Genomic DNA, 14,927 nt, shown 5'->3' on the forward strand with positions numbered 1-14,927 from the left:
GAGGGCGCCGCCGGACGGATCCGGCGGCGCCCTCGGGTCGTGTACGACGCTCAGTCCTTGAGCAACTCCCGTACCGCCGGGGCCAGCGCGCGGAACGCCTTACCGCGGTGGCTGATGGCGTTCTTCTCCTCGGGGGTCAGCTCGGCGCAGGTACGGTCCTCGCCGAGCGGCTGGAGGATCGGGTCGTACCCGAAGCCACCGGTGCCCGCCGGCTCGTAGCGCAGCGTGCCCTCCAGCCGCCCCTCGGCGACGCGCTCCGTGCCGTCCGGCAGTGCGAGCGCCGCGGCGCAGGCGAAGTGCGCGGCGCGGTGCTCGGGGCCGACGTCGGAGAGCTGGCCGAGGAGCAGGGCGAGGTTCGCGGCGTCGTCGCCGTGCCGGCCGGCCCAGCGGGCGGAGAAGATGCCGGGGGCGCCGCCGAGTACGTCGACGCAGAGCCCGGAGTCGTCGGCGACCGCGGGCAGCCCGGTGGCCCGGGCCAGCGCGTGTGCCTTGAGGAGCGCGTTCTCGGCGAAGGTGACGCCGGTCTCGGGCACGTCCGGGACGTCGGGGAAGTCGGCGGCGCCGAGGAGTTCGGCGTCGACGCCCGCTTCGCCGAGGATGGCGCGCAGTTCGGTGACCTTGCCCGCGTTGCGGGTGGCGAGGACGAGGCGGTGCGCGGTCACGGGGTGCAGACGTTCGTCAGTTCGCCGGCGGCGTCGCCGACCGGCCGGAAGTCGGGCACCTCGCCGCGGTCGGCGGCCTGCTGGGCGTTGTCGACGGCCCGCTGGAGGTCGTCGACGGCGGCGCCGACGTCGGCGTCGTCGGTCTTGTCGTTGAGTTCGTCGAGGTTCTTGTCGATCTCGTTGAGCGCGTCGGCGGCGGCCTGCGGGCTCTCGTCCGCGCCGGAGACGGCTTGCTGCAACTGGTCGACGTCGGCGGCGATGCTGGTGGCGAGCTGGCCGCAGTCTATGGCCTTGTTCACCGCGTCACACGCGCCGGTGAGCGTCACCGCGGCGGCCCCCGCCGCGAGCGCGACGCCCGCGCGGATCCAGAGCCTCTTCCCCATCACTGGTCTCCCTCCAGTGCCTTGCGCTGCAGCTCGTCGAGCTGCGCGCAGCCGCCGACCGCGAGGTCGAGCAGCGCGTCGAGTTCGGCGCGGGCGAACGGCTCGCCCTCGGCGGTGCCCTGCACCTCGACGAAGCGTCCGTCGCCGGTGCAGACGACGTTCATGTCGGTCTCCGCCCGCACGTCCTCCTCGTAGCAGAGGTCGAGCAGCGGCACGGAGCCCACGATGCCGACGCTGACGGCGGCCACGGTGCCGGTCAGCGGTGTCGCCTTGGACTTGATCAGCTTGTTCCGGCGGCCCCAGGCGACCGCGTCGGCGAGGGCGACGTACGCCCCGGTGATGGCGGCGGTACGGGTGCCGCCGTCGGCCTGGAGGACGTCGCAGTCGAGGACGACGGTGTTCTCGCCGAGGGCCTTGAAGTCGATGACGGCGCGCAGCGACCGGCCGATGAGCCGGGAGATCTCGTGCGTGCGGCCGCCGATCTTGCCGCGTACGGACTCCCGGTCGCCCCGGGTGTTGGTGGACCGCGGCAGCATCGCGTACTCCGCGGTGACCCACCCCTCGCCGCTGCCCTTGCGCCAGCGCGGTACGCCCTCGGTGAAGCTGGCGGTGCACAGCACCCGGGTGTCGCCGAAGGACACCAGCACGGACCCCTCGGCGTGCATGCTCCAGCCGCGTTCCAGCGCCACGGGGCGCAGTTCGGCGGGGGTACGTCCGTCGATACGGCCGAAGCCGCCGGAGGTCTCAGAGGTAGCCATGCCACGAGCCTATAGGCCCTGCATGAAGGCCGACCCCCGTCCCCGCCCCGGACCGGCGGGCCCCCGCGGCCCGTACCGACGGCTGCCTCACGCCCTCGATCTCGGCGGCCGGCGCGGCGGCCCGGAGCCGGTCCCGGCCCTTCAGACCTCGTACACCGCGCCCGCGCGCGCCAGTTCGACCGGACCCCCGTACGCGCCCTTCGCGTCCCGCAGGTTGACCTGCGGGTCCGTCCACGGCGGGATGTGCGTCAGCACCAGCCGCCCCACCCCCGCCGCCGCGGCGGCCTCGCCCGCCTCGCGCCCGTTGAGGTGCAGGTCCGGGATCTGCTCGCGGCCGTGGGTGAACGCCGCCTCGCAGAGCAGCAGATCGGTGTCCGCGCTCAGCTCCGTCAGCGCCCCGCAGGGGCCGGTGTCGCCGGAGTAGACGAGACTGCGGCCGTCGTGCTCGATGCGGAAGGCGTACGCCTCGACGGGGTGGCTCACCCGGTCCGCGTGCACCCGGAACGGACCGATCTCGAACGCGCCGCGCTCCAGCGCCCGGAAGTCGAAGACCTCGCTCATCGACGTCTCCGAGGGGGTGTCCGCGTACGCGGTGGTGAGCCGCTGCTCCGTGCCCTTGGGGCCGTAGACGGGGAGCACGTCGGCGGGGCCGCCGTCGTGGCGGTAGTAGCGCGCGACGAAGTAGGCGCACATGTCGATGCAGTGGTCCGCGTGCAGGTGGCTCAGCAGGATGGCGTCGAGGTCGTACAGTCCGCAGTGCTGCTGCAGTGCCCCCAGCGCGCCGTTGCCCATGTCGAGCAGGAGCGCGAAACCCTCCGCCTCGACCAGGTAGCTCGAGCACGCGGACTCCGCGGACGGGAACGAGCCCGAGCAACCGACGACGGTGAGCTTCATCGGGGAAGGACCTCCGGCACGGTCGGGACGGGGCGACGATGCCCCGCCGGCTCTGCCGAGGGTAAGCCGGGACGGACCGCAGCGGTCCCCGGCCATCCCGGTTGTGGGCGGAATCACCAGTATGGCGACGGGGTACGGCCCGCGGGCCCACCTGCGCGATGCCGCCCGCGCACGCGGGCGGCATCTACGATCGGGCACATGGACGCCTCGTGGTGGCCGGCCGTCGTGGCCGTGGTGGTGCTGGCCGTGATCGCCGGGCTGGTGGACAGCTTCGGGCGGGTGCGGCGCGCGCACCGGCGACCGCCCGTGCCGGAGAGCGGCGGTGAGCCGGGCGCGGGTCCGGCGCCCGAGCCGCGGCCGGGCGAGGTGTGGTGGGTCCTCGTGCCGTACGGGAACGCGGAGACGGCGGACGGCGAGGACCGGCCCTGCCTGGTGCTGAAGACCGCGGACGGGACGGTGACGGTGGCCTGGATCACCACCCGCAGGGACGGCGGGCGGCCAGGCGCGATCCCGCTGCCGCCCGGTGCCACCGGCGACGGCGAGGACCGCCCGGCGTTCCTGGAGACGGACGAGCTGCACGAGGTGAACGTCGGGGATCTCCGCCGCAAGGCCGGTCCGGTGGACCCGGCGGTGTGGGACAGGGTCCGCCACCTGTCCGACACCTGACGCCGCCCGCCGGAACCCCTCCACCCGCCCGGCATCCGAACGGATTCGTCTCAGCGTTCGGAACGTACGAGGTAAGCCCTCCGCGGCCATGTCATCCTTGCGGCCATGCTGACCATCACGGAGGAGCTGTACGAGCAGATCGTCGCCCACGCCCGCAAGGACCACCCCGACGAGGCGTGCGGCGTGGTCGCGGGCCCGGCCCCGGCGCCCGCCGACGGCCGGCCGCAGCGCTTCATCCCCATGCTCAACGCCGCCCGCTCGCCCACGTTCTACGAGTTCGACTCGCAGGACCTGCTCCGGCTCTACCGGGAGATGGACGACCGTGACGAGGAGCCGGTGGTGATCTACCACTCGCACACCGCCACCGAGGCGTACCCCTCCCGCACCGACGTCTCCTACGCGAACGAGCCCGGCGCCCACTACGTCCTGGTCTCCACCGCCGAGTCCGGCAACGGCGAAGGGCCCGTCTCCTTCCGCTCGTTCCGCATCGTGGACGGCGTGATCACCGAGGAGGACGTCACCGTGACCGGCTCGTACGACGACGTCCCCGCACCCTGAGACCGCGGTCCGCATCATGGAACGGCGATCCGGCACGCGGACGGGGAATCGATACGATGAGCCCATGGTTGTCCACGACGTGACCCGGAGATCCCCGGGCCGACAGGTGCTGCTCGTCGCCCGTCTGCACGTCGACCTCTGCCGTCTCGCCAGCGCCGCCTGTCCGTCCGCGCCACCCCGCGCGGCCGGCCGCGCCTGACACCCGGCGACCCGGGCGTCCGGCAGCCCCGGCCGCGTACGTCCCCGCCCGCCTGCGGCGCGGCCGACCCGCGCCCGCAGCCCGACTCCCCGCATCCCACAGGAGCCCCGAAATGGCCATCGAGGTCCGCATCCCGACCATCCTCCGCAGCTACACCGACGGCGAGAAGGCCGTCCAGGGCGACGGCACCACGCTGGCCGAGCTGATCGACGACCTGGAGTCCCGGCACACCGGGATCCGCGCGCGCCTGGTCGACGGCGGCGACCTGCGCCGCTTCGTCAACGTCTACCTCAACGACGAGGACGTCCGCTTCCTCGACGGCATCGCCACCAAGCTCACCGACGGCGACAGCGTGACGATCCTGCCCGCCGTCGCCGGCGGCTCGGTCTGATGCGCTACGAGAGCACCCTCGCGGCCGTCGGCGACACGCCCCTGGTCCATCTGCCCCGCCTCTCCCCCGCCCCCGAGGTGCGGATCTGGGCGAAGCTGGAGGACCGCAACCCCACCGGCTCCGTGAAGGACCGCCCGGCGCTGTTCATGGTCGAGCAGGCGGAGAAGGACGGCCGGCTCACCCCCGGCTGCACGATCCTGGAGCCCACCTCGGGCAACACCGGCATCTCGCTGGCCATGGCGGCCAGGCTCAAGGGCTACCGCATCGTCTGCGTGATGCCGGAGAACACCAGCGCGGAGCGCCGCCAACTGCTCGCCATGTGGGGCGCGGAGATCATCTCCTCCCCCGCGGCCGGCGGCTCCAACACGGCCGTACGGGTCGCCAAGGAACTGGCCGCCGAGCACCCGGACTGGGTGATGCTCTACCAGTACGGCAACCCCGACAACGCCGGTGCGCACTACGCCACCACCGGCCCCGAGATCCTCGCCGACCTGCCGTCGATCACCCACTTCGTCGCCGGCCTCGGCACCACGGGCACGCTCATGGGCGCCGGCCGGTTCCTGCGCGAGCAGCGCCCGGACGTGCAGATCGTGGCCGCCGAGCCGCGCTACGACGATCTCGTCTACGGGCTGCGCAACCTCGACGAGGGCTTCGTCCCCGAGCTGTACGACGAGTCGGTGCTCACCACCCGCTACTCCGTCGGTTCCGAGGACGCAGTGACCCGTACCCGCGAACTCCTGCGCGAGGAGGGCATCTTCGCGGGCATCTCCACCGGGGCATCGCTGCACGCCGCGATCGGCGTGGGCCGCAAGGCGGTACGGGCCGGACAGAGCGCGGACATCGCGTTCCTCGTCGCGGACGGCGGCTGGAAGTACCTGTCGACGGGCATCTACACCGCGGAGACCACGGAGGAGGCCGTCGCCGCGCTGCACGGCCAGCTCTGGGCGTAGCCCGCGGGCGTACGCGCCGGGCGCGCGGCGGGAGCGGGGGCGCGACGGCCTACTGCGCCCCCGCGACGTACTCCGGTCCCGCCTCCCGGGCCGCGGCCCGCCGCCGGCTGAGCGCCCAGCCGCCCGACAGCAGCACCGCCCAGCCGGCACCCACGTACAGCGAGACGCGGGCGTCGGCGTCCAGTGCGGTGAGCACGGTGACGAAGGCGAGGAAGACCAGCGCGAGCCAACTGCACACCACCCCGCCCGGCGCCGGGAACGACGAGGCGGGCAGCCGGCCGGCGACGACCGCGCGGCGGTAGCGGATGTGGCTGAGGAGGATCATCGCCCAGGTCCAGATGCCGGCGGCGGTGGCCACGGACATGACGTACCCGAACGCCTTCTCCGGGACGAGGTAGTTGAGCGCCACGCCCACGGACATGACCACGACCGACAAGGCGATGCCCGCGGCGGGCACCCGGCGCGTGCTGAGCCGGCCGAAGACCTTGGGCGCCTCGGAGTTGGCGGCCAGGGCGCGCAGCATGCGTCCCGTGGAGTACATGCCGGAGTTGCACGACGACAGGGCCGCGGTGAGCACGACGAAGTTGACGATGCCCGCGGCCAGGGGGATGCCGATCTTGCCGAAGGCGGCGACGAACGGGCTGATGCCCTCGCTGAACTCAGTCCACCTGACCACCGACAGGATGACGATCAGAGAGCCGACGTAGAAGACGACGATCCGCCAGGGCAGCGTGTTGATCGCCTTGGGCAGGGTCTTCTCGGGGTTCGCGCTCTCGCCCGCGGTGACGCCGACGAGTTCGACGGCGAGATAGGCGAACATCACGCCCTGCAGGGTCATGAGGCTGTCGCCGATGCCGTGGGGGAAGAAGCCGCCGTGGCTCCAGAGGTTCGTGGTGGTGGCGGTGGAGCCGGCGGCGGAGAAGCCGAGGGTCAGGACCCCGACGCCGATGACGATCATGCCGATGATCGCCGTGACCTTGACCATCGAGAACCAGAACTCCAGCTCGCCGAAGATCTTCACCGAGATCAGGTTGACGCCGAACAGGAGCACGAGGAAGCCGAGCGCACTGACCCACTGCGGGATGACGGGCCACCAGTAGTTGATGTAGATGGCGGCGGCGGTCAGCTCGGTCATGCCGGTGACGGCCCACATCAGCCAGTACGTCCAGCCGGTGACGTAACCGAAGTAGGGGCCGAGGAACTCGCGGGCGTACTCGGCGAAGCTGCCCGAGACGGGGCGGTAGAGGAGCAGTTCGCCCAGGGCCCGCATGATGAAGAAGATGACGACGCCGGCGAGCGCGTACAGGAAGATCAGGCTGGGGCCGGCCTTCTCGATGATCTTGCCGGCGCCCAGGAAGAGGCCCACTCCGATGGCACCGCCGATGGCGATCATCTGGATCTGGCGGCTGCCGAGGCCGCGCTCGTAGCCCTCGTCGGAGGACGTCGCCGCGCCGTCCTCCGGGCCCTTCGCAGTGGTCATGCGGAGTGGTGCCCTTTCCCGTGCAGTCCCCCGGCTGCAGCTTTACCACGGGAAAAGGGTGATTATGTACGCATTCCCCCGAACGGGCCCCCGCGGCGGGGGCCCGCGGGCCTACTGCATCAGCGTCTCGATCAGGGTCTCCTGCAGCCCGCCCAGCCACAGGTACGCCATCACCATCGGCTTGCGCTCGTCCTCGTCCGGCAGCCGGAACAGCACCTCGCCGTCGTCGTCGTCCCGGATGTCGAGCCGCGCGCCTATGGCCAGCCGCAGGTCGTTCAGCGTCGCGAGCCACTGCCGCGACTCCTCCGGGCCGACCTTGAGCACCGCGCCGCCCTCGCCCTGCACGGTCAGCAGGTCGAGCCCGCGGACGACCGCCAGCGCGTTCTCCCGCTTGCTCTCCCGCAGCTCCGGCTCGGTGTAGCGGCGGAACTCCGCCGAGCGGGACCGCTCCTCGTCGTCCGGGCCCTTGCCGGGCTCGCCGTAGGCGTCGGGGAAGAGCCGCGCCAGCGCCGGGTCGGACGGCGGCTTGCTGGGGCCCTCGGCGAAGAGCGCGTCCAGCGGGTCGGCGTGGGGCGCGGCGTCCGCGGGGGCGTCGCCGGGGCCGATCAGCTCCAGCAACTGCACGGTCAGGGTGCGCAGGATGGAGATCTCCAGCTCGTCCAGCGCGACGGCCGCGCCGCCGCCCGGGACCGCTTCGAAGTGCCCTGCCATCAGCGGTCCTGCTGGAGGGTGGCCCACAGGCCGTAGCCGTGCATCGCCTGCACGTCCCGCTCCATCTCCTCGCGGCTGCCGCTGGAGACGATGGCCCTCCCCTTGGTGTGTACGTCCATCATGAGCTTGCGGGCCTTCTCCCTCGGATATCCGAAGTACGCCTGGAAGACGTACGTCACGTAGCTCATGAGGTTCACCGGGTCGTTGTGGACGATCGTCACCCAGGGGACGTCCGGTTCAGGCACCGCCGCGGGTGACTGGGACTCGACGGTCTCCGGGCGCTCGATCTCCGTGGGTGCGACGCTCACGGTTGGCGGCAACTCCTCGATAGCTCCGGCTGCGATCGCAGCCCTGACGGTCCCCATGCTGCCACCCGGGGCGGTGCCGCAGCCATTCGGACACCGGAAATCGTCAGAGTGACGAGTATGGGCGTAGGATCAGGTGCATGTCGGAACTGAAGCTGCCGGTCACCGTCCCCTCGACGGCCCTCTTCACCGATCACTACGAGCTGACCATGGTCCAGGCCGCGTTGCACGCCGGCACCGCCGACCGGCGCTCGGTCTTCGAGACCTTCACCCGCCGGCTGCCGGAGGGCCGCCGCTACGGCGTCGTGGCCGGCACCGGACGGGTCCTGGACGCGCTGGAGAGCTTCCGCTTCGAGCCCGAGGTGCTGCGCTTCCTGCGCGCGCACGACGTGGTCGACGCCCCCACGCTGGACTGGCTCGCGGACTTCCGGTTCACCGGCGACATCTGGGGCTACCCCGAGGGCGAGGTGTACTTCCCCGGCTCCCCCGTGCTGCGCGTCGAGGGCGGCTTCGCCGAGTGCGTGCTGCTGGAGACGGTGGTGCTGTCGATCCTCAACCACGACTCCGCCATCGCCGCCGCGGCCTCCCGGATGGCCGTCGCCGCCGGCGGCCGGCCGCTGATCGAGATGGGCGCCCGGCGCACCCACGAGCTGGCCGCGGTGGCCGCCTCCCGGGCCGCGTACGTCGGCGGCTTCGCCTCCACCTCCGACCTGGCCGCCGGCTTCCGCTACGCCATACCGACCGTCGGCACCGCCGCGCACGCCTTCACGCTGCTGCACGACAGCGAGCGGGAGGCGTTCACCGCGCAGGTGGAGTCCATGGGCGTGGGGACGACGCTGCTGGTCGACACGTACGACGTGGCCGCCGCGGTCCGTACCGCCGTCGAGGTCGCGGGCCCGGAGCTGGGCGCGGTGCGCATCGACTCCGGCGACCTGCTGCTGGTCGCGCACCGGGTGCGCCAGCAGCTCGACGAGCTGGGCGCGGACCGGACCCGGATCATCGTCACCAGCGACCTGGACGAGTACGCCATCGCCTCGCTCGCCGCCGCCCCCGTGGACGCGTACGGGGTGGGCACCCGGCTGGTCACCGGCAGCGGGCACCCGACGTGCTCGATGGTCTACAAGCTGGTGGCCCGCGCCGCCTCCGACGCCCCGGACGCGCCGCTGGTGGCCGTGGCGAAGCGGTCCACGGGCGGGAAGACGTCGATCGGCGGACGGAAGTGGGCGGCCCGGCGGCTGGACGCGTACGGGGTCGCGGAGGCCGAGGTCATCGGCACCGGGGAGGTGCCGGGGGAGCTGGCGGGGCGGGAGCTGCTGGTACCGCTGGTGCGCGGCGGGAAGGTCGTGGGCCGGGAGCCGATGGACGAGGCCAGGGCCCGGCACGTCGTGGCCAGGGACGGGCTGCCGCTGTCCGCCACCCAGCTCTCCAGGGGCGAGCCGGTCCTGCCGACGGAGTACGTATGACGCCCGTCCCAGCGGGCAGGGAACCGGGACGTGCGGCGCTTGCCTCCCCGGCGCTCCGCCCGTCCGACGCCGACTCACGAAGGGCATCGCACCATGCATCGTGCACTGATCGTCGTTGACGTGCAGAACGACTTCTGCGAGGGCGGCAGCATGGGGGTGACCGGGGGCGCGGACGTCGCCGCCGCGATCACCGACCTGATCGGCCGGTCCACCGCCGGCTACCAGCACGTCGTCGCCACCCGCGACCACCACATCGAGCCGGGCGACCACTTCTCGGCGCACCCGGACTTCGTGCACTCCTGGCCGCAGCACTGCGTGGCCGGCACGGAGGGCGTCGGTTTCCACCCGAACTTCGCCCCGACCGTCGCCTCCGGCGCGATCTCGGCGGTCTTCGACAAGGGCGCGTACGCGGCGGCGTACAGCGGCTTCCAGGGAGCGGACGAGAACGGTGTGCCGCTGGCGGACTGGCTGCGCGCCCGGGAGGTCACCGAGGTCGACGTGGTGGGCATCGCCACCGACCACTGCGTGAAGGCCACGGCGCTGGACGCGGCGGCGGAGGGCTTCCGCACGCAGGTGCTGCTGGACCTGACGGCGGGGGTGGCCGAGGACAGCACGCAGCGGGCGCTGGGGGAGCTGGCGGCGGCGGGCGTGGAGCTGACGGGCAAGCCGGTCGTCGGCTGACGCCGCGGGGGCTCTCACGGCCGTCTGCGGCGTCCGCGGGGCCGCACCGGCCGGGGCCGCGGGCCTGCCCGTGCGTGGCCCGCCAAGGCCGGACGCCGCCTACGTCGCCAGCCGGAACAGCGCCGCTATCGGATGCCAGGACTCCGTGTCGTCGTCGAGCGAGCCGCGCCAGACCAGGCCGTCCGGATGGCACAGCACGGCGGTCACCTCGTCGGGCGTGGGCGGGTGCGCGTTGCCGCGGAGGTAGACGGAGCGCAGGCCGAGGTTCCGCAGCCGCGTCAGGGCCCTGGCACGGTTCGCGGCGTGGACGAGCACACGTATCCGCCGGCCCTCCACGGGGGCCGGCAGGGAGACGGCGACCACCATGCTGCCGTCCGGCAGCCTGGTGAATCCTCCTCCGCCCATGGCGCTCCTCACGTGGTGGTCCCTCGGTCAGCCTGCTCACGCCATCTTTACGCGATCGGCCGCCGCCCCGCCAGGGGCAGCGGCCGATACGTCTCTGACCTGCGGTTTTACAAAATCAACTCACGGAAGGCGCCACCTGGATTGTCATGGTCCGGCCATCTTCGGGCTCCTGGACGATGGAGATCCTGGTGCGGGTGTCCGGCACCTGCACGCTGCCACCCGGATTCCCTTCGTTCCAGTACGTCCCCTTATGGTCGTCGAAGACCGAGACGCCCTTCTTCGAGGCGATCTTCGCCGGCTTCCCGTCCTTGTGCAGGGTGAAGCCGTCGGTCCGCTGGGTGCTGAAGGTGGCGTCGTACGCCTGGATGCGGTTGCGCATCACCGAGCCGTCCGCCCACTTCTCCGCCTTCGGGTGCGCGTCGACCGGCAGCACCAGCCCCTCGCCGGGGTGCACGCTGGTGTTGTTGTCGAGCTGCGAGGTGTCCCACAGCCAGACGGCCAGACCGTTCTGGTACGGGAAGTGCTCGACCCAGTCCGGCTTGTCGGTGACCCAACCGAAGTTGTACGGGCCGCTCTTGAGCGTCTTGTCGTACGACACGTACTGGCGGTTCTCGGCGATGTAGTACTGCGGGTAGTCCTTGGTGAAGGACTCCTCGACGCGCGAGAAGCCGTCCGCCGTCCAGCCCGCGTCGTCGCCCTCGGCGCCGTCCGCGAAGACCTCCGCGCCGTCCGCCGTGATCGTCAACGCGTCGGCGGCGAAGCCCTTCTGCGCCACCCCGCCGTCGGTCTGGTAGCGGAAGCGGAGCTGGATCTCCTGGCCCGCGTAGGCGTCGAGGGAGTACTCCAGGTCGCGGTACTCGCCGGAGACGCCGGTCAGCGCCGGCCGGTCGCCGCCGTCGCGCGGGATCTGCGCGCCGTCGGCGGTGCCGTCGAGCGGGGTGAAGCCAGCGCCGCCGTCGGTGGAGACCTCGGCGTAGAGGTAGTCGTAGTTCTCCTCGATGTCCCACCAGCCCGCAAGGCCCAGCGAGGCGCTGGACTTGCCGGTCAGGTCGACCGTACGGGTCAGGGAGTTGGACAGGTCGTCGCCCATGCCGCTCCACCACTGCCTGGTGCCCTCGGCGGGCTTGGTGATGGTGGTGGTGACGGCCTTCTCCGGCAGTTCGACGACGAGCGCCTGCGGATTGCCGTCCTTCTGCTCCTCGGCGCGGCCGAGGGTGTGCGTGGAGCGCGTCGCCGCCTTGGCCGTGTCGTAGTCGAGCCAGCCGAGTTGCAGCTTGTCCCAGGCGGTCATGTCGCCGGGCAGGTCGCCGATGGCGTCCTTGCCGCGGCCGAGCCAGGAGCCGGAGGACATGAGCGACCAGAAGGCGGTGGAGTTCTCGCCGCCCGCGGTGTCGTACAGGTCGGGCAGGCCGAGGTCGTGGCCGTACTCGTGGGCGAAGACGCCGAGTCCGCCGTTCTCCGGCTGGACGGTGTAGTCGCCGACCCACACGCCGGTGTCGCCGATCTGGGTGCCGCCGGCCTGGTTCTCACCGGGTCCGGTTTGCCCCGCGTCGGTGCCGTAGGCGTACCAGCGGTGCGCCCAGATGGCGTCCTCGCCCTGCACGCCGCCGCCGGCGGACTCGTCCTCGCCCGCGTGCACGAGCTGGAAGTGGTCGATGTAGCCGTCGGGCTCGTCGAAGTTGCCGTCGCCGTCGAAGTCGTAGCGGTCCCAGACGTCGTACTCGGCGAGCTGCGCCTTGATCTCGGCGTCGGTCCTGCCGGCGGCCTTCTGGTCCTCGGCCCACTTGGCGGTCGCGTCGCGCACCAGGTCCCAGACGGAGGCACAGGTGGAGTCGCCGCAGTAGTTGGAGCCGTAGCGGGCCTCGTTCCACTTCACCGAGACCCAGTCGCTGACCTCGCCGTCCACCGTGTACTTCCCGGAGGACTGCTTCTCGTAGTACTTCGCCACGGACTGCTTGTCCGCGTCCTTGGAGAAGTAGAGGTCCTGGTAGTGCTGCCGGTCGTAGTCGGCCTTCCAGTCGGTGGAGTTGTCCACCGCCCGGTCCGGCTCGGCTATCCGGTTGTGCGCGGGGCCGGCGTCGCCGCCGTACTTGACGACGGGCGGCTTCGGGCCGTCGGGGCCGTCCGGGTCGTACATGGTCTCGTCGTCGACGTCGTCGCCGAACTCGACCAGGACGGTGAAGATCTTGTCGGTCTTCGTGCCCCGGCCCAGCTCGGCGTACTTGCCGTCGTCGAGCTTGACGACGGTCGAGCCGTCCTTCTTCGCCCGGGGCTGCGCCTCGGTCTCGCCCGAGAGCAACTGCTGCAGCGCGGCCTCCTGGCGCGCCTCCTGCTGCTTGCTGAACGGACCGTCGAGATCGTGCTCCTGGTGCTTCGGCGCCCGCGCCGGGTCACGGCGTTCAAGCTGGGCCGAGCCGTCGCCGGGGTCGGCGGCCGCCTGCCCCAGGGGCAGTAGAGCCGCGCCGAGTGCGGCTGCAACCACCGTGGTAACGGCAGTTTTTGACAACTTTCTTTGCCTGCTCTTCACGTTTGCGCTGTCCCTCCCGCGTCGCCGCACGAATAGGTGTGCCAGCATTCGACCGGAGTGAACAAAGAAATGACAGTCTTGACTTGGACACTTCAGGGGGCTACGGAACCGGAGCCCCTGGTGAAGCCGTTGCCCACCCCGGCATGACACCGTGCGCCCCCTCGTGCACCCCCCGAGTGGGTAAGGTCACGCTTACTTGCATCCCGTCGCGGGCAACGGCTTGGGTAGTGGGGGGCGGCTGCACGCACGGGGCCGCCCTTCGGCACGTTCACCCGTCCGTACCGATGCTGAGCCCACCAGGGGGGCTGCCATGCCGCGTCCGACTCTCTCCCAAATCCTGTACGGGTCGGCCACAGTCATCGCCTCAGCAGCAGCCATGCTGCTGCTCTCGCAGGCCGGCGCAGCCATCGCCCTCGTGGCGATCTGCGTCACCGCCCTGGCGCTCGGAGTGCTCGTCGCACTGACCGCACCCGTGCCACGCTCCCGCCGCGCTCCCGCCTTGACGGCGGAGGCCGTGGTGGTGGCGCGGCCGGACGGGATCGCCGCACCCGCGGCGAACCGGCGGCCGGTCGGCGCGCAGTCCGCGCCGCACTGAGACGGCACGGGGGCGCCCGCGAGGGCGCCCCACGGGGGACGGCCGAGGCATACCGAACAGGAAGCGGTCGGCGACCGGTTGGTCGCCGGCCGCTTCGGTGTGCCGGTCCTGCCCGTGGCGGGAGGCAGGGGTATCAGGGGGTGAAGCGCTGGCCCTCGGTCGAGACCACGACGGTCCTGGCCGCCTTGTCGTGCACGCACTGGCGGTACGGCCTGTCCCAGGTGCAGGACAGCACGTTGTAGAGCCAGAACAGGGTGCCGACGCACGGCACGATCGCCGGCAGCGAGTAGACGGCGGCGCGGATCCAGCCCGGACTCCCGGCGGGGACGGCGCCGTTCTCCAGCATGCCGACGCGGATGCTCATGAGCTTCTTCCCGACGGTCTGGCCGCTGCGGGTGAGCATCAGGCCCTCGTACACGAGGTAGACGAGGATGCCGAAGATCCCCCAGCCGTACTGGGCACCGGTGTTGTCGCTGTCGGTGAACTCGTCGATGGTGCCGATGAGGGTGAGGAAGAGCGACACCGGGATGTAGACGATCAGGCCGTCGATGATGCGCGCCAGCAGCCGGCGGCCGAGGCCGCCGAGCGGGGGCATCCCGGCGAGCCGCGGATCGGGGGCGCCGTGGGCGGAGCCGGCGGGGCCGCCGCCGGTGTCGCCCGTGCCGTACACCGGCGGGGGCGGGGGCATGGCCCCGGGAGGCTGGTCGTACGGGGATCCGGCGCCCGGCGGCGGTGAGTTGCCGTAGTCCGGTCCGGAGCCGGAGCCCGGCGGCGGACCACCGGGGCCCCCGGACGAGGTGGCGCCGGGTCCGGTGGGCGGGAGTGCGCCGGGCCCCGAGGACGAGGTCGCATCGGGCCCGGGAGGCGGCGCGCCACCCGGCCCGGCGGACGGGGCCGCATCGGGCCCCGTGGGCGGAGTGGCCCCGGGGCCCGAGGACGAGGTGGCGCCGGGTCCGGTGGGCGGAGCGGTGCCGGAACCCGATGCGGCGCCGTACGACGGGAGGCCGCCTGTCCCCTGCCCCCCGTTTCCCTGCGCCTGGTTGCCCGTACCCCCTGCCGGCCCGGCTGCGGGCGCCGGCGGCGGGGGTGGCGCACCCGGCTTCCCGGACGTCGTCGGGCCGCCCACCGGCCGCGTCGTCCCGCTGCCGGCGGCGGGCGCTTCGGGCTCCTCGTCCGGCGGCGGTTCCGTCTCCCCCTCCGGCTCCCGCGTGCCGCCGGGGGGCGCGCCGTTCTGCGGCGGCTGCGAGCGCGTGGGCTTGCTGCGGTGCGGGTCGGCGCCCTCGCCGTGGTCGGAGCTCA

18 protein-coding genes are annotated in these 14,927 nt (G+C 72.3%); 8 read left to right on the forward strand and 10 right to left on the reverse strand.

All coding sequences use genetic code 11. The features are described 5' to 3' along the window. Positions 1-50 precede the first annotated feature (50 nt). The 4 genes from rdgB to ABGA99_RS08645 form a co-directional block, all read right to left on the reverse strand. Positions 51-662 (reverse strand): RdgB/HAM1 family non-canonical purine NTP pyrophosphatase, encoded by a 612-nt coding sequence (gene rdgB / locus ABGA99_RS08630; RefSeq protein ID WP_347582434.1) that lies wholly within the window; start codon positions 660-662, stop codon positions 51-53. Beyond that, positions 659-1,045: a hypothetical protein gene (locus tag ABGA99_RS08635; protein ID WP_347582435.1), complete on the reverse strand. Its 387-nt coding sequence runs from the start codon at positions 1,043-1,045 to the stop codon at positions 659-661. The genes rdgB and ABGA99_RS08635 overlap by 4 nt, the downstream gene beginning before the upstream one ends. Further along, positions 1,045-1,803, reverse strand: coding sequence for a ribonuclease PH (gene rph / locus ABGA99_RS08640; RefSeq protein ID WP_347576719.1), 759 nt, complete (start codon positions 1,801-1,803; stop codon positions 1,045-1,047). Before rph ends, ABGA99_RS08635 begins: the two co-directional genes overlap by 1 nt. Before the next feature lie 141 nt (positions 1,804-1,944). Next, positions 1,945-2,697 (reverse strand): MBL fold metallo-hydrolase, encoded by a 753-nt coding sequence (locus ABGA99_RS08645; protein ID WP_347582436.1) that lies wholly within the window; start codon positions 2,695-2,697, stop codon positions 1,945-1,947. Between the two features lie 198 nt (positions 2,698-2,895). On the opposite strand from ABGA99_RS08645, the gene ABGA99_RS08650 reads away from it, so the two are divergent. From ABGA99_RS08650 to ABGA99_RS08670, 5 genes are all read left to right on the forward strand, one after another. Next, the gene (locus ABGA99_RS08650; RefSeq protein WP_347582437.1) at positions 2,896-3,363 is read left to right on the forward strand and encodes a type II toxin-antitoxin system PemK/MazF family toxin; all 468 of its coding nucleotides are present in this window, start codon (positions 2,896-2,898) and stop codon (positions 3,361-3,363) included. A gap of 105 nt (positions 3,364-3,468) precedes the next feature. Further along, a complete protein-coding gene (locus ABGA99_RS08655; RefSeq protein ID WP_347582438.1) occupies positions 3,469-3,921 on the forward strand; it encodes a M67 family metallopeptidase in 453 nt (150 codons plus the stop codon). 64 nt (positions 3,922-3,985) lie between these two features. Further along, complete coding sequence (locus tag ABGA99_RS08660) at positions 3,986-4,120, forward strand: putative leader peptide (RefSeq protein ID WP_347576723.1); 135 nt, start codon at positions 3,986-3,988, stop codon at positions 4,118-4,120. 112 nt (positions 4,121-4,232) lie between these two features. Next, on the forward strand, positions 4,233-4,511 hold the full coding sequence (locus ABGA99_RS08665) for a MoaD/ThiS family protein (RefSeq protein ID WP_347576724.1): 279 nt from the start codon (positions 4,233-4,235) through the stop codon (positions 4,509-4,511). Then, positions 4,511-5,461 (forward strand): cysteine synthase, encoded by a 951-nt coding sequence (locus ABGA99_RS08670; protein ID WP_347576725.1) that lies wholly within the window; start codon positions 4,511-4,513, stop codon positions 5,459-5,461. Before ABGA99_RS08665 ends, ABGA99_RS08670 begins: the two co-directional genes overlap by 1 nt. Positions 5,462-5,510: 49 nt before the next feature. Here the strand turns inward: ABGA99_RS08670 and ABGA99_RS08675 are convergent, their stop codons facing one another. The 3 genes from ABGA99_RS08675 to clpS all read right to left on the reverse strand — a co-directional run bounded on the left by ABGA99_RS08675 (position 5,511) and on the right by clpS (position 7,960). Next, positions 5,511-6,941 (reverse strand): amino acid permease, encoded by a 1,431-nt coding sequence (locus tag ABGA99_RS08675; RefSeq protein WP_347576726.1) that lies wholly within the window; start codon positions 6,939-6,941, stop codon positions 5,511-5,513. A 111-nt stretch (positions 6,942-7,052) separates the two neighbouring features. After that, positions 7,053-7,652, reverse strand: a complete 600-nt coding sequence (locus ABGA99_RS08680) for a DUF2017 domain-containing protein (protein ID WP_347576727.1) — start codon at positions 7,650-7,652, stop codon at positions 7,053-7,055. Continuing rightward, positions 7,652-7,960, reverse strand: a complete 309-nt coding sequence (gene clpS, locus ABGA99_RS08685; RefSeq protein WP_018834043.1) for an ATP-dependent Clp protease adapter ClpS — start codon at positions 7,958-7,960, stop codon at positions 7,652-7,654. The genes ABGA99_RS08680 and clpS overlap by 1 nt, the downstream gene beginning before the upstream one ends. 137 nt (positions 7,961-8,097) lie before the next feature. On the opposite strand from clpS, the gene ABGA99_RS08690 reads away from it, so the two are divergent. Together ABGA99_RS08690 and ABGA99_RS08695 are read left to right on the forward strand one after the other, a co-directional pair. After that, positions 8,098-9,420 (forward strand): nicotinate phosphoribosyltransferase, encoded by a 1,323-nt coding sequence (locus ABGA99_RS08690; RefSeq protein ID WP_347582439.1) that lies wholly within the window; start codon positions 8,098-8,100, stop codon positions 9,418-9,420. 93 nt (positions 9,421-9,513) lie between these two features. Continuing rightward, positions 9,514-10,101, forward strand: a complete 588-nt coding sequence (locus ABGA99_RS08695) for an isochorismatase family protein (RefSeq protein ID WP_347576729.1) — start codon at positions 9,514-9,516, stop codon at positions 10,099-10,101. A gap of 99 nt (positions 10,102-10,200) precedes the next feature. Here ABGA99_RS08695 and ABGA99_RS08700 read toward each other — a convergent pair whose 3' ends face one another. Both ABGA99_RS08700 and ABGA99_RS08705 read right to left on the reverse strand, forming a co-directional pair. Beyond that, entirely contained in the window at positions 10,201-10,506 is a 306-nt protein-coding gene (locus tag ABGA99_RS08700) for a hypothetical protein (protein ID WP_027741720.1), read from the reverse strand. 115 nt (positions 10,507-10,621) lie between these two features. After that, positions 10,622-12,805, reverse strand: a complete 2,184-nt coding sequence (locus tag ABGA99_RS08705) for an immune inhibitor A domain-containing protein (RefSeq protein WP_347576770.1) — start codon at positions 12,803-12,805, stop codon at positions 10,622-10,624. 538 nt (positions 12,806-13,343) lie between these two features. Between ABGA99_RS08705 and ABGA99_RS08710 the strand changes: the two genes are divergently transcribed. Further along, positions 13,344-13,628: a hypothetical protein gene (locus ABGA99_RS08710; protein ID WP_347576730.1), complete on the forward strand. Its 285-nt coding sequence runs from the start codon at positions 13,344-13,346 to the stop codon at positions 13,626-13,628. A gap of 133 nt (positions 13,629-13,761) precedes the next feature. Here ABGA99_RS08710 and ABGA99_RS08715 read toward each other — a convergent pair whose 3' ends face one another. Further along, the gene (locus tag ABGA99_RS08715; RefSeq protein ID WP_347576731.1) at positions 13,762-14,316 is read right to left on the reverse strand and encodes an RDD family protein; all 555 of its coding nucleotides are present in this window, start codon (positions 14,314-14,316) and stop codon (positions 13,762-13,764) included. Between the last annotated feature and the right edge of the window lie 611 nt (positions 14,317-14,927).

The organism is Streptomyces sp. B5E4 (genome assembly GCF_039871555.1).
Taxonomy (GTDB): domain Bacteria; phylum Actinomycetota; class Actinomycetes; order Streptomycetales; family Streptomycetaceae; genus Streptomyces.

Coding starts and splice junctions, on each gene's coding strand:
- ABGA99_RS08635 (WP_347582435.1), bottom strand. CDS start 1,045: ATGGGGAAGAGGCTCTGGATCCGCGCGGGCGTCGCGCTCGCGGCGGGG.
- rph (WP_347576719.1), bottom strand. CDS start 1,803: ATGGCTACCTCTGAGACCTCCGGCGGCTTCGGCCGTATCGACGGACGT.
- ABGA99_RS08645 (WP_347582436.1), bottom strand. CDS start 2,697: ATGAAGCTCACCGTCGTCGGTTGCTCGGGCTCGTTCCCGTCCGCGGAG.
- ABGA99_RS08650 (WP_347582437.1), top strand. CDS start 2,896: ATGGACGCCTCGTGGTGGCCGGCCGTCGTGGCCGTGGTGGTGCTGGCC.
- ABGA99_RS08655 (WP_347582438.1), top strand. CDS start 3,469: ATGCTGACCATCACGGAGGAGCTGTACGAGCAGATCGTCGCCCACGCC.
- ABGA99_RS08660 (WP_347576723.1), top strand. CDS start 3,986: ATGGTTGTCCACGACGTGACCCGGAGATCCCCGGGCCGACAGGTGCTG.
- ABGA99_RS08665 (WP_347576724.1), top strand. CDS start 4,233: ATGGCCATCGAGGTCCGCATCCCGACCATCCTCCGCAGCTACACCGAC.
- ABGA99_RS08670 (WP_347576725.1), top strand. CDS start 4,511: ATGCGCTACGAGAGCACCCTCGCGGCCGTCGGCGACACGCCCCTGGTC.
- ABGA99_RS08675 (WP_347576726.1), bottom strand. CDS start 6,941: ATGACCACTGCGAAGGGCCCGGAGGACGGCGCGGCGACGTCCTCCGAC.
- ABGA99_RS08680 (WP_347576727.1), bottom strand. CDS start 7,652: ATGGCAGGGCACTTCGAAGCGGTCCCGGGCGGCGGCGCGGCCGTCGCG.
- ABGA99_RS08690 (WP_347582439.1), top strand. CDS start 8,098: ATGTCGGAACTGAAGCTGCCGGTCACCGTCCCCTCGACGGCCCTCTTC.
- ABGA99_RS08695 (WP_347576729.1), top strand. CDS start 9,514: ATGCATCGTGCACTGATCGTCGTTGACGTGCAGAACGACTTCTGCGAG.
- ABGA99_RS08700 (WP_027741720.1), bottom strand. CDS start 10,506: ATGGGCGGAGGAGGATTCACCAGGCTGCCGGACGGCAGCATGGTGGTC.
- ABGA99_RS08710 (WP_347576730.1), top strand. CDS start 13,344: ATGCCGCGTCCGACTCTCTCCCAAATCCTGTACGGGTCGGCCACAGTC.
- ABGA99_RS08715 (WP_347576731.1), bottom strand. CDS start 14,316: ATGCCCCCGCCCCCGCCGGTGTACGGCACGGGCGACACCGGCGGCGGC.